The sequence below is a fragment of the Sphingopyxis sp. EG6 genome (genome assembly GCF_003609815.1).
Lineage (GTDB): Bacteria > Pseudomonadota > Alphaproteobacteria > Sphingomonadales > Sphingomonadaceae > Sphingopyxis.
The window spans coordinates 1,714,994-1,741,655 of record NZ_AP017603.1 but is presented as its reverse complement, the minus strand read 5'-3'; the positions used below and the strand labels follow the sequence as shown (position 1 = coordinate 1,741,655).

Genomic DNA, 26,662 nt, shown 5'->3' with positions numbered 1-26,662 from the left:
GGTCCGTCGTCATCGCCATCCCTATATAGGGTGCGCCATGTCGATCTCCGATTTTGAAGCCGCGCTCGAGGCTATTCCAGAAGGTTATAGCGAAGGCCTGTATCTCGGCCGCCGCTATGGGGTGACCAGACAATCTTCGGACGATGGCAAGAGGAACAGTCTCTTTGCCCGTGAGTTGGCGGGCACCGATTTCATCAGCTTCAATCTCTATCGGCTTCAGGCGGGGCGCACATTGTTGAAGCCCTGCGAAATGCCCGAAGCGAAGGTGAGGGCGTTCGTCGCAGATTTCACGCCTGCGACCTGAGCGCCGGATCCGGCGCTTGCTCGGATATGTTTTCGGTAACAGCTCGCGCGCGTTATACGCCACCGTCTCGCCGGCCTTGCCGGAGCTTCGAGCGCGAGCATCGCCGCCCTGATGTCGTCCTTATTCATGGTCGATACCCTGAAACTTCCATCGATTTCGGTGTCTCAGACCTCCGCCATAGGCCCGGCCCTATTCGTGCGCCGCGCGTCGATAGGGGATGCGCGCGAGCCTCGGATCCCTGATGATGCTCGTCACGAGCCAAACATATTCCCCGCTGGCGAGATCAAATCCGAGGATCGAGAACGCACCGCCGAATGGGCAGGGCGGAAAGTCTGGAAATCCCTCGCGCAGCACGTAGCGCGTTGGGTCTCGATCGAAATCGCTCTTGAGCACCTTGCGAAGACCGTGCTTGCTCGGGATGCCGCCGTCATCGACGCTTGTCGTCTCGCGCTTCTCGGCAAGCTGCTTTGCCAGCGCCCGCGCGCAAAGCTCGTCGAACACATCGAACTCGTCGATCAGGATCCCTTTTTCTCCGGTCGCGAGATTCCGTATGGCATATATGTTCGACGCGTCGCCGACATCATGCGCACTCTCGAAACGGAGCGCGGCCTCGACACAAGTTTCGCTCGGCTTCAGCGCCGAGCCTCGCGCGAGATCGACGAGGCCGGCGGGCCCCGCCCCGTAACGTCGATCGAAGCCCTTTCCGAAAAGCTTCCTGATCGCGTCCAGAATATCCGCTGCGTCGAGCCTCAACGCCACCTCCCGCTTTACTGCCCTGGAGAAAAATCGCCGCGCTCCAGCAGCGCGACCGTTCCCTGGCCTCCGTCGGCACAAATGCTGACGATCGCGCGCGATCCTGCCGGCATCGGCCAAAGTTCCTTCACGGCTTGGCTGAGGTCGCGCGCACCGGTCGCACCGAAGGGATGCCCGATCGCAACTGAGCCGCCGTTCGGATTGACCCGGTCCCAGTCGAAGGCGCCAAGTTCTGCATTCACACCCGTCTTGCTACGGACCCACGCAGCATCGTCGATCGCAGCGACGTTGGCGAGAACCTGCGCCGCGAACGCTTCGTGAATTTCCCACAGATCGATGTCGGCATATCCAAGGCCGTGGCGCGCCAGCAGCCGAGGGATCGCGTAGGAAGGCGCCATCAAAAGGCCTTCGCTCGCGTGATCGACCGCTGAAACCTCATAATCGACGAGGCGGGCATAGGGCGTTGCCTTGGGCAGCCTTGTAAGTCCCGCCTCGTTCGCGATCCAGCAACCCGCCGCGCCGTCGGTGATCGGCGAGCTGTTCCCTGCCGTCAGGCTTCCCTTGCCGCTCGTCCGGTCAAACGCCGGCGGAAGGGCTGCGAGCTTCGCCGCCGACGTGTCCGCGCGTGGATTGGCGTCGCGCTCGAGCTCCGGAAGCGCGATGACGAGGTCGCCGAAAAAGCCGCTGTTCCAACCGGCGATCGACCTATGGTGGCTCTTGAGCGCCCAATCATCCTGCGCCTCGCGCGAGATCGACCAAGTCTTGGCAGTCTCCTCCATATGGTCGCCCATCGTCCGTCCGGTGATGCGGTTGGCCCATCCCTTGGTCGGCAACACATAGTCCTCTTGTGTCATATTCTGCAGCGCGGCGAGAGCGGCCGACGGATCTTTCGAGAACAGATCGGTGACCCGCTTGGCGGCATCGGCAGTCAGCGCGATCGACGCGCGGCTCATCACCTCGGCGCCGCCGACCATCGCGAGATCGGTTCCGCCTCCCAGCATGCCGGCGGCAGCGAAGGCCGCGGTCATGCTGGTCGAACAGGCGAGGACGACCGAATAGGCCGGGACGTTCGGATTGAGACCGGCGTCGAGCCAGATTTCGCGCGCGATATTGCTCCAACCGAGATTGGGAATCACGCTGCCCCAAACGACGAGGTCGGGTTCGGCCTGATGCGCCATTGCTTGCACGAGCGGAACCGACAGCGAGATAGCCGTATAGGACGCCAATGCGCCGCCGCCGCGTCCGAACGGGGTGCGGAGGCCTGCGGCGATGAAGACGGGCTCGGAAAAGCGGGGCATTGGTTCATCTCCTTCACAGTCGGTTGAAATCTGGCGTTTGGCGCTCGGGCCGGGTGCAACTTAGCCGCCATAGCGTTCGGTCTTGATCGCGGCGGCTTCGATGCCCGCCGCAAGCGCACCGTCGACGGCGGCATTCACGAAGCCGTTCGATCCGCAGAGGAAGACATGCCGGGGTCGATCGGGGAGCCGGCTGATGACCGCGGCGACCATTTCATTGTCGATACGACGGGCAAAGTCCTGGCTTCGCGGTGCGACCTTCGCCCTGTAAAACCCCGCGTGACCATCTGAAGCTCCTTCACAGTGCTACCGGCCGCTCGCCTTATTCGCGACCCGGGACGGGAAATCGCGTCCCATCCACTCTTGTTCGGCGCCATGCTCTTGCGGCGCGCGACGCCTCGCTTCGGCGGCGCTGGATCCCCCGGAGGGCCGCGCGGGCTTCGCCGCGCTAGAGCCAATTCAGTTTCCTGAATCGCATATAAAGTGCTACGCACAAAAGCAGCATCGCCCCGATCACCAGCAGATATCCATATTCGGAATATAGCCCTGGCATCCGCCTGAAATTCATGCCGTAGATACTCGAGATCGCCGTCGGTGCCGCCAATATGGCCGCCCATGCCGCCAGCAGCCTGGTGATGACCCCGACGCGTTGCTGTTCGAGCAGGCTACTGAATTCGAACACCGAAGTCAGGACCTGGAGCAGGCTTTCCACCATCATCTGCACCCGGTTCACATGATCGAGCACATCGTTGAAATAGGGCTGAACGGCAGCGCTGATGCACGGAAAGTGACCCCGAGCAAGCTTGCGCACGAGTTCCGCCATAGCAGCAAGCGTGCGCTGAAATTTCGTCAGTTCACACCGGATACCGAATATCCGGGTAACCTCCTCGCGGCCCAAAAAGCTATCCAGCGAGCGCCGCTCCATCTCGAGGACGCGATCTTCGATTGTTTCGAAGATCGGCAGATACTGATCGACGACGTGATGCAGGATGGCGTGCAACACATAATCCGCGCCCTGACCCAGCAGCGAAGGGGCAGCTTCCAGCTGGTCTCGCAGCCCTCCATAAGCCCCCACGTCACCATGGCGAACACTGATCAGATGATTATGCCCCACGAAGATTGCCGTCATTCCATAGCGGATACGTTCGCCTGCGAGTTCGGCCGTGCGCGCGACGACGAACAGCTCGCTGTTATAGATGTCGAGCTTGGGAGGGCGCTCGCGATCGAGCGCGCTTGCAACGGCGAGGGGATGGAGGCGGTAGGTTTTCGCCAGCGCTGCCATCTCGGCGTCATCCGGGTCGGTCAGGCCGATCCAGCAAAATGAGGATCTGAGACCTTTGGATGGCACGGCCTCTTCAAGGGTCACCTCCCTGACGCGCTTGCCCTGATCATAGAAAAATGCGGCCGCAACGGTCATGAACATCTCATCGAATAGCAGAGGGTTACGCTTCAAGGACGGTTCGGAATATAAAGCCCCCGCTGGACGGCCGGACGGGCCAAGCCCTGGTCGAGCCAGGTGTGGACATTTCGAAATTCGGCAAGTCGCAGGTGATCGGCGGCATCATAGCCGCCCCCGAGCGCGCGGACCCAGCCAAGCGTAGCGATGTCGGCAATGGAATAAGCGTCTACGATCCACTCCCGGCCGTCGAGCCGGCGATCAAGCACACTCAGGAGGCGCCGCGATTCCGCTGCAAAACGGTCGCGGGGGCGCTTGTCCTCATAGTCGCGTCCACCCATGCGGTGGAAGAAGCCGAATTGGCCGAACATCGGGCCGATGGCGGACATCTGGAAGAATAGCCAGCTCAGCGTCTCGTAGCGTTTGACGGGGTCCGCCGAGAGGAATTCGCCTGTCTTCTCGGCCAGATAAATGAGGATCGCCCCGGATTCCCATACCCCGACCGGCCGGCCATCGGGACCGTCCGGGTCGATGATCGCCGGTATGCGCCCATTGGGGTTGAGCGCCACGAATGCGGGATCCTTCGATTCCTCTTGCGAAATGTCGACAAGATGAGGCTCGTAAGGAAGACCGATCTCCTCGAGCATGATCGATATTTTCACGCCGTTGGGCGTCGGGTGCGAATAGAGCTGCAGTCGATCGGGGAAGGCCGGCGGCCAACGCCGCGTTATGCCGAATGATAAGAGGTCATCGGCCATGCGCCCGCCTTTTATGCGTCATTTGAGCCTCCGATAAGCTCCGCGTCGGGCGACAGTCTCATCGCGCTTAGCTACAGCTGTGCTCCGGAAACTATCGCAGCGAGACAGCGATTTATCCAATAGGCTGCAGGCATAGTTTCAATAGCTACGCCTCGCTTTGGGCAGCGTCTCGGCCCCATTGGTAGCGAGAGGCAAGCTGGGCGATCTTGCGGATTTCAACAGGTGCGGTCGAACCCGACACGGTGGCCATCACGAGTTCGCGCTCGAGGGGGAGGTCGTCGACCGGCCGGGTGACCAGGTCCAGCGCAATGGCCGATCGCTCGGGAATGATGCAGATCGATTTCCCGTCCGCGACAACGCGCTGAACCCAATCTTCCCGGTCGGTGCGAAATCGCGGGCGCAACAGAACATCGCGCTGTGCAAGATGTTCATGGATCTGCTCGCGATATTCGCATCACAGCCGATCCACATAGGGAAAGTGGCGCAAGTCTTCGCAGCGAACGACCTCAGCCCTCGCCAGTGGATGATCGGCGGCGCATCCGAGCACGAAGCGCTCGCGGAAAAGCGGCCTCAGGTCGAGCTTTCGATCGGGCCTTGGCTCGCGCGGCAAGATGCAGGCGTGATATTTGCCGGAGAGGAGTTCGGCCGCGTCTTCACCGGGCAAGAGCGAGTGGAGTTTGATTTCGACCGACGGCACATGTTCGAGGGCGCTGCTGACAAAATCGGTGAAGGCGCCGGGCCCCACGGTCGGGGCGACGGCCACATCGATCGTGCGATGCCGACCGGCCGACCAATTGTCCGAATGATGCCGCACGCTTTGGAGCGCGGCCATCATTTTTCGGAACTCGATCTCGACGTCATGGCCAAGGCCCGTGAGGCGGCTGTTCTTGCCATCACGGTAGATCAGCGGGCCGCCGAGTTCCTCCTCAAGCCGGCGGATCGAGCGCGTAAGGCTCGGCTGCGAAATGCCGCTGAGCTTCGCTGCCGCGGTGAAGTTCAACGTCTCGGCGAGATGGATGAAATAGGTAAGCTGGTTGAGTTCCATAATGTCCCGCTCGCCGGTCGGTGAGTTGCAGTTCGAAGGCCCTCGAAGCGTCGCTAGAGCAGCAAATAATATGCATCGCGCATATAGTTCACCCGCCTCGACTTGTCTATATGCATCGCGCATATGTTTTCGGGTTGGCGACCTGTCTAGGTCGCGCGCCCAAGGCCCGTGCGGGATCATCCACCTGGAGTGCGCTTCCGTCCAAAATTCATTGTGTAAGTTCTGGAGGCTGCATGGTGGAATGGTCGGGAACGATGTATGAAATGCCTGACGTCGAAATGTCGGCCATCACAAAATTCCCTGTCCCGACCGGCTGCGACCCCTAAGGTCCGGCCGGGACAGGGGAGACGCGTTGATCATCGCGGGGATTGCGAGATCATCGGTCCGCTGGGTGTCCGTTGGCGTGATACGAGCAGGCCGTCGATCAACGCGCAAGGACGGCACTTGGCTGTTCGCGACTTATGGACGCCACCGCACCTTTGCGGTCCAATTCTGGACAACACCGGGAAGCGGAGCCCCTGAATCGAGGCCACTGGCTATGAAAACTATAGCTCTCCACTATTGGACTTCGTCGCTCAGGAAATTCATCTTCTCCTTGGCGGCGACCAAGGGGGACTATGATGCCGAACGACTTGTCTGGCGCCTGCAAGGCGTTCCGCCTTGCATCGGCTAGATGGCGCGAAAGCGTGCCATGATCAGGGGCATCGCCGGCCTGTCGGCACCCTCGCTCGATGATATTCGCTGGATCGATGCCGACGGCAGCGAGCGAGCACCGCTCGCCCTTTCCGAACTGGGCGCCGGGTTCAAGCTTCTCTTCTTCTTCCAGCATTGGTGCAGGGGCTGTCATGCGCACGGCTTCCCCACGCTCGTTGCGCTGACGCGGTCCCTCGCCCGAAGTCCGGTCGGCTTTGCGGCGGTTCAAACCGTGTTCGAACGAGCGGACGAGAATGGCTTCGAACGCCTTCGGGAAAACCAGGTCAAATATGAGCTCAACATTCCCTTCGGTCATGCGGCCGCAACTCCGGGCAAGCATGTGCCGGCGGTGATGGAAGCCTATAGAACCGGTGGGACCCCCTGGTTCGTCGTCATCGCTCCGGACGGCGCCGTCGTTCATGACGGCTTCGAGCTTCATGCCGATATTCTGGCGCAAACATTGTCCGCCCTGGCATCGGGCGATGCGGCGGAAACGAAGTAGCGAAAATGGCAGGCCGATGCCGCGCAGGCATTCGCCATCTCTTACCCGAGGAGCTTCAATGATGGACAATCCGCTTCCGACCCCTTCTGACCTTGATGAAAGCGCGGCTATGACGGTTGCCGATGCCCTCAAGATCATCCTCGCGGACAGCTATGCCATCTATCTCAAAACCAAGAACTTTCACTGGCATGTCTCGGGTCCCTATTTCAGGGACTATCATCTTCTGCTCGACGAGCAGGCCAATGAAATTTTGGCAGTGACCGATGCGATTGCAGAACGTGCCCGCAAGACCGGCAACACCACGCTGCGCTCGATCGGTGACATCGCGCGCCACCAGACGATCAAGGACAATGACGCGGACTTTGTTTCGCCGCGCGACATGCTCGCCGAATTGCGCGCCGACAATCTCCACATGGTGGAATCGCTGCGGCGCGCGAAAGATGTGGCCGATACTGCGAGAGACAATGGAACCTCGGGCCTGATCGATACCTGGACCGACGAGGCCGAGCGACGGGCGTGGTTCCTCTTCGAGGTCGGTCGGCCCGAATTGGCTCCAGCGGAATGAGGCGAGGCGAATTCGTCTAACGGCCGTCGGGGCTTTTCCGGCTTCGGAAACTTGTCGGATCGCTACCGTAGCGGTTCCGAAACTGCTGACTGAAATGGCTTCGGCTTCGAAACCCGACATGGGCCGCCACCCTCTCGACCGACTGGCTGGTGGCGACAAGCAGCCGCCGCGAGAGGTCGAGACGGACTCCCGCCACGAATTCCATCGGCGTCATTCCAAGCCTGAGTTTAAACTCCCGGGAGAAAGCCGATCGGCTCATTCCCGCCTCCTTGGCCATACTGGTCACGCTGTGCCTTGCCGCCGGCCGGTCGAGAATGATCGCTAGCGTTCGTGCCAGTCGCGGGTCCCGGAATAGTCCGGGGTTTGCCACGGCGGCGTCGCCCGATCGGATATGTCGTCGCAGCAGCAGTACGAGACAGGCCTTCATGAGCGCGCTTGTCAGGGCCATTGCGCCATCTGACGGCATCGCAGCTTCCTCGAGCATCGCTGCGAAAGCGGCCGAAACGAGAGGGAGATCGGAAAGGTCTTCGGCAATGGGTCGCGACAATCCTTCGAGCGGACCATAGAAGCCACTCGGGTCGGCGTGGACCGTGCCGCAGGCAAGGCGCAGCACCGCCCTGTCGGTCGATGCTGCTTTAAGCCGCATGAGGCCATCGCGGGCCGGAATGCAGACGTCCGCAGCAATCTTGCTGCTCTCGGGGTTTGGCGAGGCGGCCAGTCGTTGCTGTCTGCCCGGCGGCACGATGACCATCGAGCCTGCGCCCAGTTCGATCGGGTCACTTTTGTCTACCGACAGATAGAGCGTACCCTCAAGGATATGGTGGACCTCTATCGCATCAGCTGGCGGAAATATGAGGCCGACATCGGCGGTGATGTCGCAAATAGCAAATGCCTCAATTTCCACCGACAGTGCCGAGAGGATCGTATCGAAGGAAGACGTCGCCATCAGCCTGGCGCCCTGACCATTCCGGACCTAGCCAATTTCAACGCCCTTCCAGAACGCGATATATCCGCTGACCATCGCGGCCGCGGGGGCTGGATCGGCATAGGTCCATGCGGCGTTTTCATTGACCGTGCCGTCAACATCTATGTGGAAGTAGCGCGCAGTGCCTTTCTTGGGACAGACAGTCCGATGATCGCTCGGCACCAACAGGGCCTGATCCACCGTTTCGGGTGGAAAATATGTGCGGCCGTCGATGACGATGATATTTCCGCTGACGGCGAGCGTCGCGCCGTTCCAGCTAGCTTCCACTCTCATCCTTCTTTCTCCTCCCGATATTTGTCGGCCGCCATTTCAAATCGCGCAGCAACGAGCGGCCAGCTTTGCCGAATGTCGGCGCGATATGTTTCTCCCCAGGCTGGGCGCTGCAAGTGCGGTGCTGTAAGCCAGACACGCTGCTGCGGGCTGAGCAGATCGACGATCGAGGCCCGATAGGGGAGCGCCAAATTGATCTGCGTCCGCTGCGCCGGCGTCAAAGGCAGATAACGCGCCGGATGCTTGCGCAGATAAAACTGCGGTTCGTCATCAATTTTGAAATGGCCGCAAGCCAACGGCAAGAAGCCCTCTGCACGGGCATAATCGTCAAGTTCGGACCGCGCGGCAGTCCCTGGGTCGAAACTTGTTCGGACCACCTCTTCACCATCGATCCAGCCGGCATCGGTCGTGATCACGGCTGGATGTTGCGCGAGGCTCGTTTCTCCGGACCAAAAACAGGGCGTGGTGTAGGTTACCGTTTCGCTCATTCCCTGTTCGATCAACAGGTCGCGTCCCAACAAGCGGAAATACCCAGGTACCTCCTGTCCCGTCATTTCGAGGACGGCCGCGATTTTCTCAAACATTGCGCCGGCGTCATAGCGATTGGCGAGCTTGGGCAACAGGTCCTCGCCGTCTGCTGCAAGGAATCGCACCACTGGATTGTTCCACGGGCGTTCACCGTAGCGCTGCAGAACATCGGCATCGCTGCCGGGACGATTGTTGAAGATCGCGACCGGAACGAACTGGCCGGCGATCACCTCCGTCATGAGGGGATGGGCGAGAACATCCTGACCAAAATCTACGCATGTTGAGCAGCCCGGAACTTCCTGGAACAGAAGCAGGACGGGCTTATTTTCCCTTGCCGCCAACAGGAGGCCGTGATCGAGATCGCGCAGCCATTCTATTTGGCCAAGCTCGGGATGTTCGCGAAAAGACGTCGGTTTCTTTTGCATCTTTCTGCTGTCTTTCGGAAGGTGTGCGACTGGGCTATCGTCGCGGGAAAGCAACGATCACATTGCGATCTCGCGTTGCGATGCGCCGCGAATTCTCGTTGGGGCGCTATTTCTGTGGGAAGAGACCGGTTGCCCACTCGGTGGCGGGCAACCGGATCATTCAGACGAGAATGGCTTCGTTCAGAAGTTGGTCGAGGCCGCCGCTCGCATCAAGGGCGCGCAGATCGTCCGAACCCCCGACATGGGTGCCGTTGATGAAGATCTGGGGCACGGTATTGCGCCCGCCCGAGGCGATCCGCATCGCGCTGCGATGCGAGGGGTCGGCCTCGACGTCGATTTCGGTCCAGGCGGTTACGCCCTTGGCGCGCAGATCCGCCTTCGCGCGGTGGCAGAAGGGGCAATGGCCCATGGTGTAGAGAATGACTTCGGGTTTCATTTCATTTCTCCCGGTAGGAGGAAGGGTCAGGCTGCCTCGCTTGCCGACGGAAGAACCCAGTCGGCGCGCGGAAAGTGGCAGGTGTAGCCGTTGGGCCGGAGTTCCAGATAATCCTGGTGCTCGGGCTCGGCTTCCCAGAAGGGACCGATCGGTTCGACTTCGGTCACGGCCGGCCCGGGCCACAGGCCCGATGCGTTGACATCGGCAATCGTCTGCAGCGCGGTCTGCCGCTGGGCCTCGTCCGCATAGTAGATCGCCGAACGATAGCTCGTGCCGCGGTCATTGCCCTGGCGGTTGCGCGTCGAGGGATCGTGGATCTGGAAGAAATATTCCAGGATCCGGCGATAGCTGATCCGGTCGGGGTCGAAGATGATTTCGATCGCCTCGGCGTGCGTGCCATGATTGCGGTAGGTCGCATTGGGCACGTCGCCGCCGCTATAGCCGACGCGCGTGCTGACGACGCCCGGCATCTTGCGGATCAGGTCCTGCATACCCCAGAAGCAGCCGCCGGCGAGAATGGAGGTCTCGGTTTTCATGGTCAATTCTCCTCGATCTGGTTGAGATATTCGCCATAGCCCTCGGCTTCCATGTCATCGCGATGGATGAAACGCAGCGCCGCCGAGTTGATGCAGTAGCGCAGGCCGCCACGGTCGCTCGGACCGTCGGGAAACACATGGCCCAGGTGACTGTCACCATGCGCCGAGCGTACTTCGGTGCGGATCATGCCGTAGCTGTCGTCGCGCAATTCATCGACGTTCGCGGGTACGATCGGCTTGGTGAAGCTCGGCCATCCGCAGCCGGACTCATATTTGTCGGCCGATGCGAACAGAGGTTCACCGCTGACGATATCGACATAGATGCCCGGTTCCTTGTTGTGCAAAAGTTCGCCGGTCCCCGCGCGTTCGGTGCCGCCATCCTGCGTCACATGGCGCTGCTGGGGGGTAAGCCTGGCGATCGCTTCTTCGGTTTTTGCGTAGATCATTTTCTGCTCCTTCTGGACGCGCAACTCTTGTCTCCGGAACGCGGGATGCGCGCCGGCCAGTTACGCTCTGAATTGAATTTGCGGCTCAGAGGCGGTCGAGGATGTCCACGATGGCCGCCGGATCGAGCCGGTTGCGGTAATTGGGATCGAGAAAACTATATTGGACGATCCCGTCCTGTCCGATCACATAGGTTGCCGGCACGGGAATACGCCAGTCGTCACCCGCATTGCCCGCTACCATGCCGTCCGCCTCTGCCGAAGGTCGCATCGACACGGGAAGGGCGAACACGAGGCCATATTGGCTGGCCACCCCGACACCCTCATCCACGAGGAGAGGGAATTCCAAAGCCTCCGACCTCGCAAGCTTGAGGCTCTCCGATGCCGGCTGCGGCGAGATTGCCAGCAAACTCGCGCCTTTGGCGGCGACGGCCTCCGCTGCTCGTGCGAGGGCATTCAACTCCGCGCGGCAGAAGGGACACCAGTTTCCGCGAAAGAAGCTCAGGACAGCAGGACCCTCGAGAAGTCGGCCACGCAGCGAGACCGATCCACCGAGCGCATTGTCGAGAAGAAAATCGGGCGCGGCATCGCCTGCCTGGATCGCGCTGATCTCGAGACCGAGCGCCTGTATCTGACGGTCCGCCTCCTCGATGGCCATCCGGCCATCATCGCCGGCAGCCGTGAAATAGGCCTGCTCGATCATATCCATGTCCGTTCGGAAGCTCATTCGATCATTCTGCATCGAAATCGGGTGGGGGGAAAGGCTGGTGTGGGGGACGCCAGCCTTTCCCGGCTGCGTTGGCGTCGGGCACGTGCTGGGAGTCACGCAAGGCCCGCTGCGACGCGGCGATTGGAGCGGTGGAGGCGGGGGGAGATAAACCCGGTGGATCCGCCGCTCCGGTTCAACGAAGAATTGCGGCGGTACATTTGGGGTGCCGCAACCTTCGATGAAGTCGATGGGGTGCTCCAGCGCCGTTTGTCCGACGGACGTTCCGATTTCCATTCGAACATCTGCATATCAAAACTCCTGGAGGCTTTTCGCTCGTCCCGTTGCCGGGATGAACGCCATTTAGGAGGTCGCGAAAGCTTGCGGCAGGCAGGTCGAATCGATAGTGCCTATTCCGCAGGGGAATGAAATGGACCGACTAGCTGTCATGGAGCAATTTCTCGCCGTTGCTGAGGCGGGTTCCTTTTCGGCAGCGGCTCGCCGGCTCAATATCGGTCAGCCGTCGATCTCGAAAGCGGTGGCACAGCTCGAGGCTTATCTCGGGGTCAAGCTGTTCCTTCGCTCGACCCGCAGCCTGACATTGACCGAAGCGGGCAGGCGTTACCGCGAAGGCGCCGAGCGCGCCCTAGCGGCTGCAGCCGAAGCAGAGGCTTCGGCCAGGGAAGATGGCGGGCGGCTCGCAGGCCCGTTGCGCGTCGTGGTTCCGACCTGCCTCGCGCGCCTGTATCTTTTGCCGTGGCTCCCGGGATTCCGGGATCTCTATCCCGAGATTACGATCGATCTCGAAACGACCGATCACGATACCGACGTCGTGGCGTCTGGAGCCGATATCGCGCTTCGTATCGGCCCGCTCGCCGACAGCGCGCTCGTTGCATCGCGAATGGGGCGAACCCGCATGGCGCTTGTCGCGCGCAAGCCGCTGGCCGGTCTGGACGCCCCGCACAGATTCATGGGCCGCCCGGCGATCGTCTCGCGCATTCATCACGTGAAGAACAGCTGGATTTTCCGCGAAGGAAGCGCGCGCATCGCAATCATGGTCCGCCCGGCCCTTATCGTGGACAGCGACGAGGCGGCGCGCGCGGCGGCGCTCGCCGACCTTGGTCATGCGATGCTGCCACGGCCCTTCGTGGTCGACCTGATCGAAGAGGGCGCCCTCGTCGAACTGCTCCCCGAAAATATGATCGACGATATCGATGTATGGGCGGTGCTTCCGGCCGGCCGTGACCAGACGGCGCGCGTCAGAGCTTTTCTCGAATGGCTCCGTCAGCAGCTTGGCACCCTGTTCGCAGAGGGTCAGCAAAGGGAAGGCAAGTGAGTGGGCTTGCCATTGCGCTGCTCGCTGCGTTCCTCTGCTTTGCGATGGGATTCGCCATACGCCGTGGAACGGTCTGCGTTGTCGCTGCGACGCAAGATCTGGTGGTCCGCCGACGTCCTGACAAATTTATCGCCTTTGCGACCGCAGCCTGCTGGTCCGGCCTTGTCCTGATCCCGCTGGCGTGGGGCTCCGCTTCCCTCTTTCATCTATCTCCGGGCTATGCGCAATTGGGACAGGCGCTGCTGTTCGGGGCGCTTTTTGCCGTAGGGGCGTGGATCAATCAGGCTTGCGGCCTCGGCACTCTTGCGCATCTGACGGGCGGCCGACTTGGGTTTGTCCTGACGCTTGTCGGCTGGGTCGCAGGTGCGCTTCTCGTCTCGGAAATCTACATGCCGGAGCCCGTTCCTTCGCCATCGATCCTTGAGCGTTCCGCGGTCGCCGCGGTGCTGGCATGGGTCTTCTTCGCCGCGATATGTTGGTGGAGCCGATCGCGTCTTCGCTTGCTCGGCTATCGCTCACGCTGGCGCAACATGCTCCTCGGCCGGGCGCGGATGCGCCCGTTTGAGGCAATGCTCGTCATCGGCATAGGAGGCGGCGTTCTTTACGCCTCGGCAGGCAACTGGACCTACATGGGCCTCCTGTCATCATATGCATCGCAGTTGGTGACACGGGATGTTTCCTCGAACTCTCCCTTGCCTGCGCTTGTTGGGACCATGATGATGATATTGGGCGGCGTGACTGCGGCGGTCCGCTCCGGCGGATTTCGCCTGCGTGGAACGACGCCGGTCCACGCCCTCCGCCACGCGGTCGGAGGCACGATGATGGGCGCGGCCGTTCAGCTCATCCCGGGCGGCAACGGGGTAATCATTGTCTATGGAATTCCGTCCATCGCCCCGCATGCGATTTCCGCTTATCTGGGAATGACCGCAACCCTCGCTGTGATTTTTGCTGTCATGAAGTATTCCCGTAGGGAATAGAAACAATGCTTTCGGCCAATCTTTTTTCCTCCTCCCGATAAGCTCACAACGAGCAGACCAACGGAGGGAACCAAGATGGCCGACTTTGATTTTGACGTCGCGATCCTCGGTGCAGGCACGGCTGGAATGTCGGCTTACCGCGAGGCGCGCAAATACACCGACCGGGTCGTTATGATCGACGGCGGACCGCTCGGCACAACCTGTGCCCGCGTCGGTTGCATGCCCTCGAAGCTGCTTATCGCCGCGGCAGAAGCGCGCCACCGCGCCGAAGGGATTGGCCTTTTCGGGCTCGAGACAGGCCCGGTTCTGGTGGACGGCGTGCGCGTGATGAATCGTGTGCGCGCCGAGCGCGATCGGTTCGTCGGCTTCGTGAACGACGCAATTGAGGGATTTGACCCCGGCAGCCTGATCAGGGAGTTTGCTCGCTTTGCCGACGACCAGAGCCTGCTCCTCTCCAGCGGCAGGATGATCAGCGCGCGCAGCATCGTCATCGCAACCGGATCGCGACCGATCGTACCTGCGTTGCTTGAAAAGGCGGGCGACCGTCTGATCTTCAACGACGATGTGTTTGACTGGACAGACCTTCCGTCATCGGTTGCGGTGTTCGGGACAGGCGTGATCGGGCTCGAACTCGGTCAGGCTCTCCACCGCCTTGGCGTGCGCACCCATCTTTACGGCAGGGGCGGGAGCATCGGTCCTTTGACCGACCCCGCGGTCATCAATTATGCTGCGACGCAGTTTGCTAGCGAATTTCCGGTAGATTGGACGGCTGACGTGGACATCGAGCGAGACGGTGACCAGGTGGTCGTCCGTTCGAACGCAGGCGAGGAGCGCTTCGACTTTCTGCTCGCGGCAACTGGCCGGCAGGCCAATGTCGATAATATCGGCCTCGAAAACACAACGCTCAAACTCGATGCGCGAGGCGTTCCAACGTACGACCGCCTGTCGATGCGGGCAGGATATAGTGACATTTTCGTCGCCGGCGATTCTGCGATCGATGTGGCGCTCCTCCACGAAGCAGCCGACGAGGGACGGGTCGCCGGGGAGAATGCAGCCCGCTTCCCGCACAGCTATCGTCGCAAGCGCCGTACGCCGCTTTCAATCGTCTTTTCCGACCCTCAGATCGCCATCGCCGGTCGCAGCCATGCCGAACTCGTCCGCGACCGGATGGACTTCGTGATCGGCGAGGTCTCCTTCGAAGATCAGGGACGGTCGCGCGTCATGGGTCTGAACCGCGGTATCCTGCGCGTCTATGGCGACCGCCCGAGCGGCCTGCTCTTGGGTGCGGAACTCATCGGGCCGAGCGCCGAGCATCTGGCCCATCTGATCGCCTGGTCGATCGAAAGCCGCCTCACGGTCCCCGAATTGCTCGATCGACCATTCTATCACCCCGTCATTGAGGAAGGGCTGCGCACCGCGCTTCGCCATCTCAATCATGAACTCGGCTTTGGCCCCAACCCCCCGCTGCGATGCATCGACTGTGGGCCGGGCGGCTGATCGCTGGCCTGCCCTCGCTCGCACCGGACAACAAGGGTTCCGGACCAACGCCGTCAGGAGCTTTCCAATGACCAAAATCTCCTTCAGTGCAGACCAGGCATTCCCGTTGCTTTTGCCCCTGCTTTATTCCGTACAGCACCGGCTCGGTAACGAAATCCGCAGCTATGCCGCGGATCAGTCAGCCAAGCGGACTGCTGCGGAATTAACAGTGCGGATAGCCTCTCGCCCCAAGCGCCAGGAAAGTGCGCGACGATGCTTGTCTTCGCGCCGACACGCTGATAGAGGCGCCCCTCGTTGCCGCTTTAGCTCAGTTGGTAGAGCACATCATTCGTAATGATGGGGTCAGGTGTTCGAGTCACCAAGCGGCACCATTCTTTCACTCGGAAATCCTGATGCTTCCGGCCGAAAACGCTTTCGGCTCGGGGTGGGATCATGCTCTGGCAAAGAGCCATTCAGCTATTGGCGATTTCTATCATCGCCAAAAAATCTTCGCATTCGCGCTGGTAGTTCAGTGTTTTATGCGATCATCGACCAAGAGGCCGGCCCGAAGCGGGCTTGTGGCCGCTCCGGTCGGCGCGCATTTTGCGTGCTCCCAAATTCCGTGAAGTCCAATGACATTCGTAATTCGTGGCGCAGGGCCTCGACGTCTCCGAAACCATGGTCGGCGTCGCGTTCGGATGCCGCAAGCTGTGCGGAATCCTTTCATGGCGGGCCGTTCTCAAGCGGACATTGAGGCGTTGCAGTCCGTCGGCAACCCCGGCGAGGTATTACGTCATTCGATTGCCAGCTTGTTGAGATTGGCGACAATCTTCCCAAGCGTGTTTACAAGCCCCTCGATCTCTCGATCGCTAACACCTTGTGGATCGGCGTGCAAAAAGGACCCCGTTAGCGGGGTGATCGGCGTCTAAAAGGGACCCCTCATTTCGATGGTTTAAGCAGCCGGCTGGATTTTCAGGCGGCGAGATCGGGATGTTGGTTTTGGAGACAGTGGTTCGGATTCGGCGCGAGTATGCCGGTGGTAAGGCGATCAAGGCGATCGCGCGGGATTTGCATGTGTCGCGGAAGGTGATCCGCAAGGCGATCCGGGCGCCGGAAGGCGCATTCGACTATCAGCGCAAGGTTCAGCCGCTGCCGCGGATCGGGCCGTTTCAGGATCGCCTGAACACAAGCCTGACGGGCGGAATGCTTGCAATCGGCACCTTCGCTTTCTGGGCGCTGACGCTGAGCTGGGCGACTTATCTCTTTCCTAAACTCAAAAATGCTCTCGAAGGCGAGCCGCGCGTCATCGTCAAATATGGGAAGATTATCGAGGCGAATCTTCGGCGTGACCGACTGACGCGCGACGAGATATTGTCCGAGATGCGCCTTGCCGGAATCGGCCGGCTTGCCAATGTCGAGTGGGCTATTCTCGAGCCGCAAGGCAAGATCAGCTTTATCAGCAAGGACAGCACGGCGACGCCGAAACATGTTGCGGACGACATCGTCTGACGTGCGCCAAACTAAAGACATATAGATTGTCAAAATGCCAACGGTCGCGCGCAGAGTTCTCGGGTTTGCGAGCGATTGCCGGGGTGGGTTTCTCTGTCTTTTCTTTCAGCGAATCTCAGGTGATGCCCCGGTCTGCGCGCATCCTCGCGATCTCTGCTGCGGTGGGTTTTCGTCGATCGTCCTCAGGCCTTGATTCGATTTCCCGTTTTGCGAGGTTGGTCGTCGCTTCGCGAATGATGCTCAGATAACTCTCCATGGTTTCGAGCAGTCTCTGGTGCATGAAAGTTTGAAAACGAGTCTTGTTCCCGTTGAGCTGTGCATCCTCCAGTGAGTTCACATACTCCATGCGATCTTTTGGCCTTACCGCGACCGGACAATACCCTCCGCGCACCAGTTGAAGGTTCATGACCAGACGCGAGGTCCTGCCGTTTCCGTCCTGGAATGGATGGATGGTAACCAGCTTATAATGTGCTTCGAAAGCGTTTTCAGGATTGAGAGGCGCATCTTTAAGCCAACCCGCGAAGTCTTCCATAAGATGTGGCACCTCAGATGGCGATGGAAAGACGACGGGGGATCCTGTGATTCCTCGTTGCGCCACGGCATACTGTCCGGCGAGATCTGGCTTGCTTCGTTGCAGGACAAGTTGGTGCAACTGACGCATCTCGAAGGCGGTCAGCGAATGATCCTGTTTGGCCATTTCATACATCCACGCCAGAGCATGATGATGATCTATGGCTTCCAGGTGATCTCCCAATGGCTTGCCGCCGATCGTAATGCCATGTGCAATGACCTCAGCTGTCTCACGCAGCGTCAGCGTATTCCCCTCGATTGCGTTCGAGCTGTAGGTCAGTTCAAGGTCGATCGGCTCACGCAAGGTCGCCAAAAGCGAAGGCGGGAGGGGGCGCATGGCCGATAGTTCATCACGCAGCTTTTGAAGCTGTTCGACGATTTTCATGTCTCAATCCTTTCTGCGTTTGATTAGAGTTTTATACTTATACTCGATCAGGGATCAGGAATCTGTAGCCGGCCGACCTCTAGCAAGTTTCTGGGCTCCACCTCTTCGGGCCGCCTCCTCGGTTGCTTGGGGGATCTGAAGAAGATCGACGCCGAGCGCCTGCATGCACTGCATGAAGAAGACGGCAGTGAAACGGCCCCGGCTGACCTTGTTACGTAGATTTAGCTCATTGTCCTCGATGCCCTGCTCACGGAGCCGCGCGACGAGGCCAGCGTAAGACACGCCTCTGCGCATCATCTCTGCGCGCAATATGTTCTTGACCATTTCTTCCCAGACCTTTTCTTCGATCGACATGGCTCTGCTTCCTCCAAGTTCGCACAGGACGTGTAGGGTTTCATATGCGTCCATGCCAAGTGGTTATCGTCAATTTGCGTGATTGAGGTAATCGTCTGTGATGGTGAATTTGCTAAACAAAGCGAATGCGGCATTCAATCATCATGGGGATCATTATTGGCGCTGGTGCAGCACTTCCTCCTTTCGACTGAAACTTGGGCGCGATCGATGCATGCGGTTCTCAGCCTGCAGGCAGAAGATGGCGCAACCATCGCATTGTCGAATCGTTCGAATGGCACTTACGGGAGTTTGAAAACAGGAGACTGCAATGAAATCCGTCGATTTGGATGCCACCCACATTTTGGCTGCCGACCATCGCACCGTCGAAGGCCTCTTCGAAGAGTTCGAGAAGGCAACGAGCAGCGACCGCAAGGCGAAGCTAGCCAAGCAAATCTGCACTAAACTCAAAATCCATGCGCAGATTGAAGAAGAGGTTTTCTATCCCGCTTTGAAGGGCAAGATCGACGAGGATTTGCTGAAGGAAGCCTGGGTCGAGCATGACGGCGCCAAGGTGTTGATCAACGACATCGAAGCATCGGGCCCCGAAGACGAGTTCTTTGACGCCAAGGTCACCGTGCTGTCGGAAGAGATCAAGCATCACGTCAAGGAAGAAGAAAAGCAGCAAGACAATATGTTCCAGCAGGCGCGCGCCGCCGACGTCGATCTTGAAGCGCTCGGTCAGGCTATGTTGGCACGCAAGGAAGAGTTGAAAGCGCAGGCCGAAAGCACCGGGCTGCCGCCAGCGCAGCTGGCGACGATACGCGTCTGAGGTTCTGGACCATGGCGGTTACAGGGTGGAAGCTTGATCGCGCTAGTCGGGAGTTTCTAGTCGATATCTTTCCGCCACGGTGGCGTGATCTTGTCGCCGATCATATCACGTTCGATACGCAGGCTTCGTTGAGGGACCCCGTGCCCCCCAAACCGGAAGCCGCCGTCATCGGCCATGCCGATGACGGTGACGGGCTTGAAGCACTCGTGGTTTCGATAGCTGGGAATTGCAGCCGACCTGACGGCAGTATTTTCCACATCACCTGGTCTCTCGATCGCGACAGAGGACGGCGGGCCATCGAAAGCAACGCTGTTCTGGCCCATCATGGATGGCGTCCGCTCGCGGTTCCCATTGCTATAGAGCTTACGCCTGCTCGGCTCTGATGCGCCTTCTTACCGACTGCTATCTTATCGATTGCTACGAACTCCTTGGCGGTTTCAGAAGCCCAGCCAATGGAAGCCGCGGATCAGCGCGAAATATATGAAAAATTCGATTTATCTAATCCACCTAATGGCGGTTAAACAATCGAACTAGCGAGCCAAAAAATAGGGTCACCAAAAGCCAGAAACTGAAGGTTCCTAAAAATGCTCCGAAGCGGAATTCGTCCTCCGGGCCGATCTGTCGAGGCACAGAAATCGAAGGGACATCTGCAACGAACGGAGCAGGCCAGCCTGCCACCAAACGCGGTCGCCAATTTTCAGCGGGTGAACCTACATTACCATATTCTGCATATTCACTTGTGGTGGGACGGATTTGCAAGCTGAACATGGATAATATGAATGCAATCATCACTGCGCCGGCGGCCTTCCACAACATCGCTCGCACCTCCGAATTCTACAACTCGGCACCCTAATCCGGCGGCGAAGGACCTGCGACGGTTAATCCAGTAATTGACTCGATTGCGGTAGCGAAGGCATCGGATGCGGCCATCAAGGAACTTTAATTCCGCTGACTGTCAGCACAGGCGCTGCGATCGGAAGCCGCGCGGAAACCGTTGGCCAAATTTTGCGGCGAGCGGACGAACAGTTCGATATTGCCGAAAGGGGTGGCCGGAACGCCTATTCAATTCCCTCAGGAATTGCAGCGTAAAACCGTCGGCATAGCTGCCGATTAACGGCTCAACCTTAGCCTCACGTCTGCAATATCTATTGGTAACCGGTGTTTTCAGGCCACGTCGAACCAGGGCATGAGATCGCCGACGCTTTGGATGGGATGACCGTTGGCAAGGCTGGTGAGCGTGTCGGTCAGCCACGCGTGGGGGTTGATGGCGCCCAGCTTGCAGCATTCGATGAGGGTCGCGATGACGGCCCAGTTATCTCCGCCCTCGTCGGAGCCGGCAAACAGGGCGTTTTTGCGATTGAGAGCCAGCGGCCTGATCGACCGTTCGACGGTATTGGAATCGAGGTCGATGCGTCCATCGTCGAGGAAACGCACGAGGCCGTCCCAGCGGGTGAGTGCATAGCGGATCGCCTCGCCAAGCTTGCTTTTGGCGCTGACCTGGCGGCCGCGGGCGACAAGATACTGGTGAAGATCGTCGACGATGGCGCGGCTGCGCTCGGCCCGGACGGCGCGGCGCCGCTCGGCGGATGAACCGCGTACGTCGTCCTCGATGGCATAGAGCAAGGCGATGCGGCGCAGCGCCTCGGTGGAGACCGGCGACGTGTCGGCGAGATCGTAGAACTTGCGGCGCACGTGCGCCCAGCAGAAAGCGAGCCGGATCTGCTGTCGCCGCCGGGCGAGCGCGGTGTAGCCGCCATAGCCGTCGACCTGCAGGATGCCCGCGAAATCGCCAAGATGCGCGTGAGGACGCTCGGCCTTGCGATCCGGAGCATAGACATAGGCGACGATCGGTGGATCGCTGCCGCCCCATGGCCGGTCATCGCGGGCATAGGCCCAGAGTTGCCCGGTCTTGGTCCGCCCGCGCCCGGGATCGAGCACCGGCGCCGTCGTCTCGTCGGCGAACAGCCGCTCGGACCGGCGAAGCTGTTCGAGGATATGGTCACGCAAGGGGCGTAGATACCATGCTGCTCGGCCGACCCAATCGGCCAGGGTGGATCGATCGAGCCGGATGCCCTGTCGGGCGTAGATCTGGGCTTGCCGGTAAAGCGGCAGATGATCGGCATACTTGGATACCAGCACTTGGGCGATCAGCGCCTCAGTCGGAATGCCGCCTTCGACGATACGCGGCGGTGCGGGAGCCTGCACGACCGTGCCCTCGCACGCGCGGCAGCCGTAGCGCGGTCGGCGCGTAACCAGGACGCGGAAGGTGGTCGGCACGACATCGAGACGCTCGGCGACATCCTCGCCGATCTGGTGGAGCGCACCGCCGCAGCAGGGGCAGGCCTTATCCTCGATATCCACGACCTGCTCGATCCGTTCGAGATGCGACGGCAGCGAACCGCGGTTGGTCTTGCGCACCCGATCGCTGTGAGGCCTTCCGGCCTTCGCTTCGGCGGCGACCTCGGCCTCGGCGAGCGCCGCCTCGACATCCTCGAGACCCAGTTGCAGCTGATCGGGATCGAGCTGTTCGGAACGGCGGCCGAACCGGTGGCGCCGAAACGCCTCGAGGATCGTCCTCAGACGTTCGACTTCCGCATCGGCACTCTCGAGCTTGCGGGCCTGTTCGAGGACGAGCGCGCGGAGCGCGTCAACATCATCCGGCAGGTCCGCTTCCACGAGCATGGGAGCAGTGAATCAGCGGAAGAACGCCCCGTCAACCAGCAATCTGCGGTGCCTGTGGCCGGCGCCCGCCATGGACGCGGCGCCAGTCCAGTCCCTCCAGAAGAGCCCCGAGCTGCGCGGCCGTGAGGCGCATGACACCGTCCTGGATGCCCGGCCACTTGAAGCCGCCGGACTCCAGCTTCTTGGCCATCAGGCAGAGTCCCGTGCCGTCCCACCAGACCAGCTTGATCCGGTCGCTGCGCTTCGCCCGGAACACATAGATCACGCCCGACCAGGGATCGCCGCCATACTCGGCGGCGACCAGCGCGGCGAGCGCGTCGGGCCCCTTGCGGAAATCCACGGGACGCGTTGCGACCATCACGCGCGCGCCGGCACCGGGGCCGATCATCGCGTGGCCTTGAGTGCTTCGATTACCGCGGCAATCACGCCGACATCGGCGCCTCGGCCGATCCTCACCGCCACGCCGTCGATCTCCAGCTCGACCGCACTTGCCTGGAGACGCCGCCGCTTCGCGGAATGCTTGACAGCTGGATGTGGATCGCTCGCGGGCAGCGGATCGATCACAGCAGGGACGAAGGCGGGAGCCGCCGTCGGCAACGTCAGGCCCTGGCCTTCCAGGCGCTTGCGCAGATCGCGGCGCCAGTTGAACAACTGCGTGGGGCTCAAGCCATGCCGACGCGCCACCGCACAGACCGTCTCTTGACCCGAAAAGCTCTCCGCAACGATCGAGGCCTTCAACTCTGGCGGCCAATCCCGCCGCTTGCCCCTACCGGTGAAAACCTCGAAGCGCTGAACCCCGCTGGTGCCAGCATCATCATATGGCATCGTCATAGCACCAGCTTCCTACCCCACGATCAGCGCGCGGACACTCGGCGCTGCGCGTCACTCCCGCAAGGTGGGGTCACGCCTCCGCTTACATCTATTGCCATCAAAGCGCTGCTTCACATGGACAGCTTTTCTGAGTGGGGTCCGAACCGTGCATACCATGGCAACCACCACCGTCGATCAATGGCATTGCAATTTGACACACAGATCGGGGTTCCCGGCTGGCCCCACCCAGTGGGAACCTCTGTGGCCGAATTTGGAAACGCTTGGTCGAGAGACGTCACCAGTTTCGACGCAATTCACTGCGTAGACCAAGTTAGTTAATGAAGGCTTTGCATCGTGCAGACCCAATGACGGAATTGGGAAGGGTGAGTGGCTCGCCGATGGTCAGATGACAGAGATCGCCAACTCGCATGATCGCACAGCGTGCAATTTATACACTACCACAAAGACTGTCCGTTCCGTGGCTTGCCTTATCGCATGGTTCTGCTCGTTATTTCGATGCGTCTATCGAGGTCAGGGTGGCACCTCGAATATACGTTATAAAGCCGAGCATATTCTCCTCTCGGATATCGCGGCGCCGCGCAGATCGACCAGCCAAGGGTGGTTCCACTACAAGGTGCAGCAGCCTTTCAAAAAACTAAACGCCGATTTTGGTTACGCTGGCGGAGGCGTTGTCAATATCCATGCTCTAAGGCGCGCTATGGTCGTTTGAAAAGAAAATCGGGCAAAAGTTGGTTCTGATCGCGTGCAGATCGCCTAACCGATTTGCAACTGCTGACCAGAATCCTGCTCCCAGATAATCTCTAAGCTTCAGGCACTCGATCATACGCACCGTGATCTTTTCGACAGCTTGGTCGCCATAGCGCCGTTCCGCCGCAAGCGCCTGTTCCCAAACATCCTCTAAATTCGGCTCCATCGTCGTCACTCCGATGTGTCACCATTATTTCCGCCACTTTATTGCAAAAAGCGTCGCAGGAGTAGTATTTTTGTCACGCGCTCGGTGGGCGCGAAGCCACAGCCCTGCCGATCGCTCCGACTTCGAAGCGACGGTCGGGCGCGTCACCGCGTCTCTACCTGAAGATCAGATATCTTGTTTACTCGCGGGCGCCCGTCGCGCGGAGTGGAACTCTGAGAGACAACGTTGCATGAGCTTCCTACCGATCGGGACATTCGTGAGCGCATCGACGCTTTAAAAAGCCGCCAGAGGCTGCAAAGTCAGCCGAAGCTTAGACGAAAAGCCGCAATCACGCGGTTGCGGCAGACGTCTGTTCTTGGTCCACGATCCGTATGGACTCTCGCATGCGACCTACGTCGGGGATTAGCAATTCTTCTTCTTTCCGATCGTTCAGAAAGGCAGCGACATCTTCCGATTCAATTGTCATCGACAAGATCAATGGCTGACCCAAGTTTCCCCATGATTTTGGCCACGTGGTTGCATAGAATGAAGCGATTTCGAAATTTAAGGTCCAGCTTACGCCGTCCGCGAGCTCGTCGAAGTCGCCCGCGCCGCCGCGGTATACTGTTAGGGGGAATTCCATCGCGTTGAGCTGATCATGTTCGTCCGCCGTCATGAGATCCGGACCCCAGTCTTCCACGAAATCCTGCATCGTCCATTCTTCTCCGCCAGGACAATGTGCAACAGCACTGACATATGATCCAAGCCGGCCGCCATTTATGTAAGGCTCGCTGTCCCAAGCATGGCGCAACGCTCCACTGATCATCGGCCTGTTCAAGGGCAGATAGCATGCCCAAGCTTCGATCATTGAAGCGATAAGATCCAAACGCTCGCGATCGTTGAGCCGCAAGAAGATCGCCGCGCCTTCTTGACGATCTTTGACCCGCCCTTCTTCGTCGAGACTGTGAAGGCGGGAGAATTTTTTAGCTTGTTCAGCGAGGAATTCAGACGGCATGCTCAAGCTCTCTCCCGTTGGTGCCTATATGGGATGCATCAACAATCTTGAGAAATGGTTGCCGTAGTTACAGACGTCGAGGACAACCGAGAAACAGGACGCGATCGGCGACTAGGATTGTTCGCCATCGGACAATCGTTTTGCGGCGCGCCCTCCCGCATTCCCATGAACTGCAGTTTCCAGAGATCTCGGTTAACAGAAATTAACATTCAATCATTCGCGAACTATTGAATTATCTATCTAAGTTTCCATATGGTCATTTGCCGGCGGTGTCGCCCCGCCTCTGCACTTGCAAAATTGCCACTTTGGCGACCAGGAGACGTTCAATGGACCTGATGACCATTGCCCCCAAAAGCATTCCCGGCAGCGCTGCGTCGATCAAGGCGGATCCGATCGTGCTCGATCCTCTCGCGGAAGACTGCCTTCACGACGACGCCGCCATCATCACCACGCGGCGCGCAATCACACGCGTTGCTTTGGTTGCAGTCGAGACCGGAAGCAGGTTTCAGCGCGAGGGTATTGAGTATGACCCTATGTCATGGATGCTCGCTCCGCGACGGCTGTTCAACGGTCGCGCGGCGATCGATGCCTGCCTCGAGCGTGAGCACTGCCTGCGAAGCATTCTGGTCCACGGCCTGTCCTTGGGGCTCGACCTTGCGCCCACGGCGGTCGATACTCTTCTTTCGGAGGATGATGAGGACAAGCGCCGGCGATCACGGCAACATATGTCGTCCAAAAGGAAGGCGGGAAAGAAGTATTACCGTTCCGGCAATCTTCCTTTGGCAGCGCCCCGCTTGTTCACGGCGACCATCATCTATTCTAACCGAAAACTGATGCTTCAGGCATTCCATGCCTCCATCGCGCATGAGCCGTCCGAGATCTCGGCCCGTTTGTGTGAACGCTTTGGGCATTCTGCCGCCAATGTCGCCGACATTCGCGAAGGTTTCCACCAATCAACCCCAGTGGCGATGGCGTTGGTGCAGGAGCCCGTCGCGGAACTTATCCGCCGTGTAGCGCCTGAAGCGGATCATCCATTACACAATGATTTCGCCGTGACCATCGAGCAGCGCATCGACGTCTGATCCAAAATGAGGATGGTCGACGTCGCGTCTATGTCGTCACGCGTCGTTTAAACGTTAGCCTCAGGCAGCGCTTCGCGGCCTGACAATATTCCTGACCACGTCCGCCGCCCATCACGGGGGCGTTCGGCCCAGGCAAAGTTCCTTCAACGATCGGAGACAACCATGCAGGACGAGGTTCCTGATCCGGGTGCGCTGTGCGTGCCGAACGGCGATGACGATGTGCGCCTGCTGCGCCGGCTCGATGTCCGCGAGGGCGAGACCGGCGTCGGCGGCCGGGTCGATACCTTTATCGGCGTTGCCGTCGACTGCGAGACAACCGGCATCGGTGATGAGGACGCGATCATCGAACTCGCGTTGCGGCGATTCCGCGTCGACCCCGCTGGCGTGATCGTCAAGATCGACCGGCCATACTCGTGGTTAGAGGATCCGGGATGCGAACTGCCCGAGGACATTGTGCGCCTAACTGGCATTACCAACGCCGACCTGGCCGGTAAATCCATCGACGACGGGGTGGCCCTGCGACTTCTCAAATCCGCTACATTTGTCTGCGCGCACAATGCTTCCTTCGATCGTCGTCATGTAGAACGCCGACTACCAGAAGCTGCAGGGCTCGCTTGGTGCTGCAGCTGCAATGACATCGACTGGCGCGCCAATGGTTTTGACGGCCGGTCGCTGGGGTGGCTTCTGGCGCAGAGCGGATACTTCCACGGTGCGCACCGCGCTGTGGACGATGTCGACGCGGTGATCCAAATTCTACGACAGAACATGCCTGATGGCACGACTGCGCTCGCGCAGATGCTCACCACCGCCCGCGCGCCCAGCTGGCGATTCCGCGCGGTCGGCGCCTCCTTTGAGGTGAAGGACTTGCTGCGACTGCGGGGCTACCGCTGGGACGCTGCGAGCAATCCGAAATGCTGGTGGCGAGAAGTGCCCGACGCCCGTCGCGCCGAGGAGGAATGGTGGCTTGCCAGCCATGTCTACTCGATGGAGGCCAATCCCCGAGCTCTTGGTCCGATAATCGAGCGGCTGACGTGGCGGGAACGCTACGCACCAACAGCGCCATCCAACCGACCGCCATGAACGCTCAGTCCGAAACTATGCGCAT

General features: G+C 60.0%; 33 protein-coding genes and 1 tRNA gene. 11 read left to right on the top strand and 23 right to left on the bottom strand.

All coding sequences use genetic code 11. From position 1 onward, the window contains the following. The first annotated feature begins 37 nt into the window (after positions 1–37). Entirely contained in the window at positions 38–304 is a 267-nt protein-coding gene (locus tag SPYCW_RS08565; protein WP_120216434.1) for a hypothetical protein, read from the top strand. A 189-nt stretch (positions 305–493) separates the two neighbouring features. On the opposite strand, the gene SPYCW_RS08560 is transcribed toward SPYCW_RS08565, so the two are convergent. From SPYCW_RS08560 to SPYCW_RS19265, 7 genes are all read right to left on the bottom strand, one after another. Continuing rightward, the gene (locus tag SPYCW_RS08560) at positions 494–1,057 is read right to left on the bottom strand and encodes a hypothetical protein (RefSeq protein ID WP_120216433.1); all 564 of its coding nucleotides are present in this window, start codon (positions 1,055–1,057) and stop codon (positions 494–496) included. A gap of 14 nt (positions 1,058–1,071) precedes the next feature. Continuing rightward, complete coding sequence (locus SPYCW_RS08555) at positions 1,072–2,355, bottom strand: thiolase family protein (protein ID WP_120216432.1); 1,284 nt, start codon at positions 2,353–2,355, stop codon at positions 1,072–1,074. 60 nt (positions 2,356–2,415) lie between these two features. Then, positions 2,416–2,565: a hypothetical protein gene (locus SPYCW_RS18970; protein ID WP_172595458.1), complete on the bottom strand. Its 150-nt coding sequence runs from the start codon at positions 2,563–2,565 to the stop codon at positions 2,416–2,418. Positions 2,566–2,800: 235 nt separating this feature from the next. Continuing rightward, positions 2,801–3,769: a magnesium and cobalt transport protein CorA gene (locus SPYCW_RS08550; RefSeq protein ID WP_120218196.1), complete on the bottom strand. Its 969-nt coding sequence runs from the start codon at positions 3,767–3,769 to the stop codon at positions 2,801–2,803. A 32-nt stretch (positions 3,770–3,801) separates the two neighbouring features. After that, a complete protein-coding gene (locus tag SPYCW_RS08545; RefSeq protein WP_120216431.1) occupies positions 3,802–4,506 on the bottom strand; it encodes a glutathione S-transferase N-terminal domain-containing protein in 705 nt (234 codons plus the stop codon). Positions 4,507–4,651: 145 nt separating this feature from the next. Then, complete coding sequence (locus tag SPYCW_RS19270; protein WP_232014892.1) at positions 4,652–4,909, bottom strand: hypothetical protein; 258 nt, start codon at positions 4,907–4,909, stop codon at positions 4,652–4,654. Positions 4,910–4,960: 51 nt separating this feature from the next. Then, positions 4,961–5,674 carry a LysR family transcriptional regulator gene (locus tag SPYCW_RS19265; RefSeq protein ID WP_232014891.1) on the bottom strand — a complete coding sequence of 238 codons (714 nt, stop codon included), beginning with the start codon at positions 5,672–5,674 and terminating at the stop codon, positions 4,961–4,963. 568 nt (positions 5,675–6,242) lie between these two features. On the opposite strand from SPYCW_RS19265, the gene SPYCW_RS08535 reads away from it, so the two are divergent. Then, positions 6,243–6,746 (top strand): peroxiredoxin family protein, encoded by a 504-nt coding sequence (locus SPYCW_RS08535; RefSeq protein WP_120216430.1) that lies wholly within the window; start codon positions 6,243–6,245, stop codon positions 6,744–6,746. Positions 6,747–6,804: 58 nt separating this feature from the next. Then, entirely contained in the window at positions 6,805–7,311 is a 507-nt protein-coding gene (locus tag SPYCW_RS08530; protein ID WP_120216429.1) for a Dps family protein, read from the top strand. A 16-nt stretch (positions 7,312–7,327) separates the two neighbouring features. Here SPYCW_RS08530 and SPYCW_RS08525 read toward each other — a convergent pair whose 3' ends face one another. The 7 genes from SPYCW_RS08525 to SPYCW_RS08495 all read right to left on the bottom strand — a co-directional run bounded on the left by SPYCW_RS08525 (position 7,328) and on the right by SPYCW_RS08495 (position 11,637). Next, entirely contained in the window at positions 7,328–8,257 is a 930-nt protein-coding gene (locus tag SPYCW_RS08525; RefSeq protein WP_120216428.1) for an AraC family transcriptional regulator, read from the bottom strand. Positions 8,258–8,284: 27 nt separating this feature from the next. Next, positions 8,285–8,569, bottom strand: a complete 285-nt coding sequence (locus SPYCW_RS08520) for a DUF427 domain-containing protein (RefSeq protein WP_120216427.1) — start codon at positions 8,567–8,569, stop codon at positions 8,285–8,287. Continuing rightward, positions 8,566–9,519 (bottom strand): VPGUxxT family thioredoxin-like (seleno)protein, type 2, encoded by a 954-nt coding sequence (locus SPYCW_RS08515; RefSeq protein WP_120216426.1) that lies wholly within the window; start codon positions 9,517–9,519, stop codon positions 8,566–8,568. Before SPYCW_RS08515 ends, SPYCW_RS08520 begins: the two co-directional genes overlap by 4 nt. Positions 9,520–9,679: 160 nt before the next feature. After that, positions 9,680–9,955, bottom strand: coding sequence for a glutaredoxin 3 (gene grxC / locus SPYCW_RS08510; protein ID WP_120216425.1), 276 nt, complete (start codon positions 9,953–9,955; stop codon positions 9,680–9,682). A gap of 26 nt (positions 9,956–9,981) precedes the next feature. Continuing rightward, positions 9,982–10,491, bottom strand: coding sequence for a peptide-methionine (S)-S-oxide reductase MsrA (msrA, locus tag SPYCW_RS08505; protein ID WP_120216424.1), 510 nt, complete (start codon positions 10,489–10,491; stop codon positions 9,982–9,984). Between the two features lie 2 nt (positions 10,492–10,493). After that, complete coding sequence (gene msrB / locus SPYCW_RS08500) at positions 10,494–10,937, bottom strand: peptide-methionine (R)-S-oxide reductase MsrB (RefSeq protein ID WP_120218195.1); 444 nt, start codon at positions 10,935–10,937, stop codon at positions 10,494–10,496. A gap of 85 nt (positions 10,938–11,022) precedes the next feature. Continuing rightward, a complete protein-coding gene (locus SPYCW_RS08495; RefSeq protein ID WP_232014890.1) occupies positions 11,023–11,637 on the bottom strand; it encodes a peroxiredoxin-like family protein in 615 nt (204 codons plus the stop codon). Between the two features lie 433 nt (positions 11,638–12,070). Here SPYCW_RS08495 and SPYCW_RS08490 point away from each other — a divergent pair, with 433 nt between their 5' ends. From SPYCW_RS08490 to SPYCW_RS19255, 5 genes are all read left to right on the top strand, one after another. Then, entirely contained in the window at positions 12,071–12,976 is a 906-nt protein-coding gene (locus SPYCW_RS08490) for a LysR family transcriptional regulator (protein WP_120216422.1), read from the top strand. After that, complete coding sequence (locus SPYCW_RS08485) at positions 12,973–13,953, top strand: YeeE/YedE thiosulfate transporter family protein (RefSeq protein ID WP_120216421.1); 981 nt, start codon at positions 12,973–12,975, stop codon at positions 13,951–13,953. Before SPYCW_RS08490 ends, SPYCW_RS08485 begins: the two co-directional genes overlap by 4 nt. A gap of 75 nt (positions 13,954–14,028) precedes the next feature. Beyond that, entirely contained in the window at positions 14,029–15,450 is a 1,422-nt protein-coding gene (locus tag SPYCW_RS08480; protein ID WP_120216420.1) for a dihydrolipoyl dehydrogenase, read from the top strand. A gap of 296 nt (positions 15,451–15,746) precedes the next feature. Next, positions 15,747–15,821, top strand: a tRNA-Thr gene (locus tag SPYCW_RS08475). A 682-nt stretch (positions 15,822–16,503) separates the two neighbouring features. Continuing rightward, entirely contained in the window at positions 16,504–16,938 is a 435-nt protein-coding gene (locus SPYCW_RS19255; protein WP_443029462.1) for a DUF421 domain-containing protein, read from the top strand. A gap of 115 nt (positions 16,939–17,053) precedes the next feature. Here the strand turns inward: SPYCW_RS19255 and SPYCW_RS08465 are convergent, their stop codons facing one another. After that, on the bottom strand, positions 17,054–17,893 hold the full coding sequence (locus SPYCW_RS08465; RefSeq protein WP_120216418.1) for a Fic family protein: 840 nt from the start codon (positions 17,891–17,893) through the stop codon (positions 17,054–17,056). A gap of 54 nt (positions 17,894–17,947) precedes the next feature. Continuing rightward, on the bottom strand, positions 17,948–18,247 hold the full coding sequence (locus SPYCW_RS08460) for a DUF6471 domain-containing protein (protein WP_145985959.1): 300 nt from the start codon (positions 18,245–18,247) through the stop codon (positions 17,948–17,950). A gap of 307 nt (positions 18,248–18,554) precedes the next feature. On the opposite strand from SPYCW_RS08460, the gene SPYCW_RS08455 reads away from it, so the two are divergent. After that, positions 18,555–19,055 carry a hemerythrin domain-containing protein gene (locus SPYCW_RS08455; RefSeq protein WP_120216416.1) on the top strand — a complete coding sequence of 167 codons (501 nt, stop codon included), beginning with the start codon at positions 18,555–18,557 and terminating at the stop codon, positions 19,053–19,055. Between the two features lie 56 nt (positions 19,056–19,111). On the opposite strand, the gene SPYCW_RS18965 is transcribed toward SPYCW_RS08455, so the two are convergent. From SPYCW_RS18965 to SPYCW_RS19250, 7 genes are all read right to left on the bottom strand, one after another. Further along, the gene (locus tag SPYCW_RS18965) at positions 19,112–19,381 is read right to left on the bottom strand and encodes a hypothetical protein (protein WP_172595457.1); all 270 of its coding nucleotides are present in this window, start codon (positions 19,379–19,381) and stop codon (positions 19,112–19,114) included. 181 nt (positions 19,382–19,562) lie between these two features. Beyond that, on the bottom strand, positions 19,563–19,871 hold the full coding sequence (locus tag SPYCW_RS18805) for a hypothetical protein (RefSeq protein ID WP_145985958.1): 309 nt from the start codon (positions 19,869–19,871) through the stop codon (positions 19,563–19,565). 348 nt (positions 19,872–20,219) lie between these two features. Beyond that, on the bottom strand, positions 20,220–21,737 hold the full coding sequence (gene tnpC, locus SPYCW_RS08445) for an IS66 family transposase (RefSeq protein ID WP_120216414.1): 1,518 nt from the start codon (positions 21,735–21,737) through the stop codon (positions 20,220–20,222). A 31-nt stretch (positions 21,738–21,768) separates the two neighbouring features. Next, entirely contained in the window at positions 21,769–22,125 is a 357-nt protein-coding gene (tnpB, locus tag SPYCW_RS08440) for an IS66 family insertion sequence element accessory protein TnpB (protein ID WP_067182658.1), read from the bottom strand. Continuing rightward, entirely contained in the window at positions 22,122–22,568 is a 447-nt protein-coding gene (gene tnpA, locus SPYCW_RS08435) for an IS66-like element accessory protein TnpA (RefSeq protein WP_120216413.1), read from the bottom strand. Before tnpA ends, tnpB begins: the two co-directional genes overlap by 4 nt. A gap of 685 nt (positions 22,569–23,253) precedes the next feature. Then, positions 23,254–23,490: a hypothetical protein gene (locus SPYCW_RS18800; RefSeq protein ID WP_172595456.1), complete on the bottom strand. Its 237-nt coding sequence runs from the start codon at positions 23,488–23,490 to the stop codon at positions 23,254–23,256. Between the two features lie 319 nt (positions 23,491–23,809). Continuing rightward, positions 23,810–24,475 (bottom strand): hypothetical protein, encoded by a 666-nt coding sequence (locus SPYCW_RS19250; protein ID WP_232014889.1) that lies wholly within the window; start codon positions 24,473–24,475, stop codon positions 23,810–23,812. Between the two features lie 326 nt (positions 24,476–24,801). Here SPYCW_RS19250 and SPYCW_RS19145 point away from each other — a divergent pair, with 326 nt between their 5' ends. Beyond that, entirely contained in the window at positions 24,802–25,557 is a 756-nt protein-coding gene (locus SPYCW_RS19145; protein WP_197715674.1) for a hypothetical protein, read from the top strand. Positions 25,558–25,719: 162 nt separating this feature from the next. Beyond that, positions 25,720–26,637, top strand: coding sequence for a 3'-5' exonuclease (locus SPYCW_RS08420; RefSeq protein WP_120216411.1), 918 nt, complete (start codon positions 25,720–25,722; stop codon positions 26,635–26,637). The last annotated feature ends 25 nt before the right edge of the window (positions 26,638–26,662 follow it).

What these genes read in the sequence shown, in the direction of transcription:
- grxC (WP_120216425.1), bottom strand. Translation starts at nt 9,955, where the DNA reads ATGAAACCCGAAGTCATTCTCTACACCATGGGCCATTGCCCCTTCTGC.
- SPYCW_RS08490 (WP_120216422.1), top strand. Translation starts at nt 12,071, where the DNA reads ATGGACCGACTAGCTGTCATGGAGCAATTTCTCGCCGTTGCTGAGGCG.
- SPYCW_RS08455 (WP_120216416.1), top strand. Translation starts at nt 18,555, where the DNA reads ATGAAATCCGTCGATTTGGATGCCACCCACATTTTGGCTGCCGACCAT.
- SPYCW_RS08545 (WP_120216431.1), bottom strand. Translation starts at nt 4,506, where the DNA reads ATGGCCGATGACCTCTTATCATTCGGCATAACGCGGCGTTGGCCGCCG.
- SPYCW_RS08465 (WP_120216418.1), bottom strand. Translation starts at nt 17,893, where the DNA reads ATGAAAATCGTCGAACAGCTTCAAAAGCTGCGTGATGAACTATCGGCC.
- SPYCW_RS19265 (WP_232014891.1), bottom strand. Translation starts at nt 5,674, where the DNA reads ATGCGCGATGCATATAGACAAGTCGAGGCGGGTGAACTATATGCGCGA.
- tnpC (WP_120216414.1), bottom strand. Translation starts at nt 21,737, where the DNA reads ATGCTCGTGGAAGCGGACCTGCCGGATGATGTTGACGCGCTCCGCGCG.
- tnpA (WP_120216413.1), bottom strand. Translation starts at nt 22,568, where the DNA reads ATGACGATGCCATATGATGATGCTGGCACCAGCGGGGTTCAGCGCTTC.
- SPYCW_RS19145 (WP_197715674.1), top strand. Translation starts at nt 24,802, where the DNA reads ATGGACCTGATGACCATTGCCCCCAAAAGCATTCCCGGCAGCGCTGCG.
- SPYCW_RS08515 (WP_120216426.1), bottom strand. Translation starts at nt 9,519, where the DNA reads ATGCAAAAGAAACCGACGTCTTTTCGCGAACATCCCGAGCTTGGCCAA.
- SPYCW_RS19250 (WP_232014889.1), bottom strand. Translation starts at nt 24,475, where the DNA reads ATGCCGTCTGAATTCCTCGCTGAACAAGCTAAAAAATTCTCCCGCCTT.
- SPYCW_RS08420 (WP_120216411.1), top strand. Translation starts at nt 25,720, where the DNA reads ATGCAGGACGAGGTTCCTGATCCGGGTGCGCTGTGCGTGCCGAACGGC.
- SPYCW_RS08520 (WP_120216427.1), bottom strand. Translation starts at nt 8,569, where the DNA reads ATGAGAGTGGAAGCTAGCTGGAACGGCGCGACGCTCGCCGTCAGCGGA.
- SPYCW_RS18965 (WP_172595457.1), bottom strand. Translation starts at nt 19,381, where the DNA reads ATGATGGGCCAGAACAGCGTTGCTTTCGATGGCCCGCCGTCCTCTGTC.
- msrA (WP_120216424.1), bottom strand. Translation starts at nt 10,491, where the DNA reads ATGAAAACCGAGACCTCCATTCTCGCCGGCGGCTGCTTCTGGGGTATG.
- SPYCW_RS08495 (WP_232014890.1), bottom strand. Translation starts at nt 11,637, where the DNA reads ATGATCGAGCAGGCCTATTTCACGGCTGCCGGCGATGATGGCCGGATG.
- SPYCW_RS08460 (WP_145985959.1), bottom strand. Translation starts at nt 18,247, where the DNA reads ATGTCGATCGAAGAAAAGGTCTGGGAAGAAATGGTCAAGAACATATTG.
- SPYCW_RS08565 (WP_120216434.1), top strand. Translation starts at nt 38, where the DNA reads ATGTCGATCTCCGATTTTGAAGCCGCGCTCGAGGCTATTCCAGAAGGT.
- SPYCW_RS08480 (WP_120216420.1), top strand. Translation starts at nt 14,029, where the DNA reads ATGGCCGACTTTGATTTTGACGTCGCGATCCTCGGTGCAGGCACGGCT.
- SPYCW_RS08525 (WP_120216428.1), bottom strand. Translation starts at nt 8,257, where the DNA reads ATGGCGACGTCTTCCTTCGATACGATCCTCTCGGCACTGTCGGTGGAA.
- SPYCW_RS18970 (WP_172595458.1), bottom strand. Translation starts at nt 2,565, where the DNA reads ATGGTCGCCGCGGTCATCAGCCGGCTCCCCGATCGACCCCGGCATGTC.
- SPYCW_RS18805 (WP_145985958.1), bottom strand. Translation starts at nt 19,871, where the DNA reads ATGTTGTGGAAGGCCGCCGGCGCAGTGATGATTGCATTCATATTATCC.
- SPYCW_RS08555 (WP_120216432.1), bottom strand. Translation starts at nt 2,355, where the DNA reads ATGCCCCGCTTTTCCGAGCCCGTCTTCATCGCCGCAGGCCTCCGCACC.
- SPYCW_RS08530 (WP_120216429.1), top strand. Translation starts at nt 6,805, where the DNA reads ATGATGGACAATCCGCTTCCGACCCCTTCTGACCTTGATGAAAGCGCG.
- msrB (WP_120218195.1), bottom strand. Translation starts at nt 10,937, where the DNA reads ATGATCTACGCAAAAACCGAAGAAGCGATCGCCAGGCTTACCCCCCAG.
- SPYCW_RS08535 (WP_120216430.1), top strand. Translation starts at nt 6,243, where the DNA reads ATGATCAGGGGCATCGCCGGCCTGTCGGCACCCTCGCTCGATGATATT.
- SPYCW_RS08550 (WP_120218196.1), bottom strand. Translation starts at nt 3,769, where the DNA reads ATGACCGTTGCGGCCGCATTTTTCTATGATCAGGGCAAGCGCGTCAGG.
- tnpB (WP_067182658.1), bottom strand. Translation starts at nt 22,125, where the DNA reads ATGATCGGCCCCGGTGCCGGCGCGCGCGTGATGGTCGCAACGCGTCCC.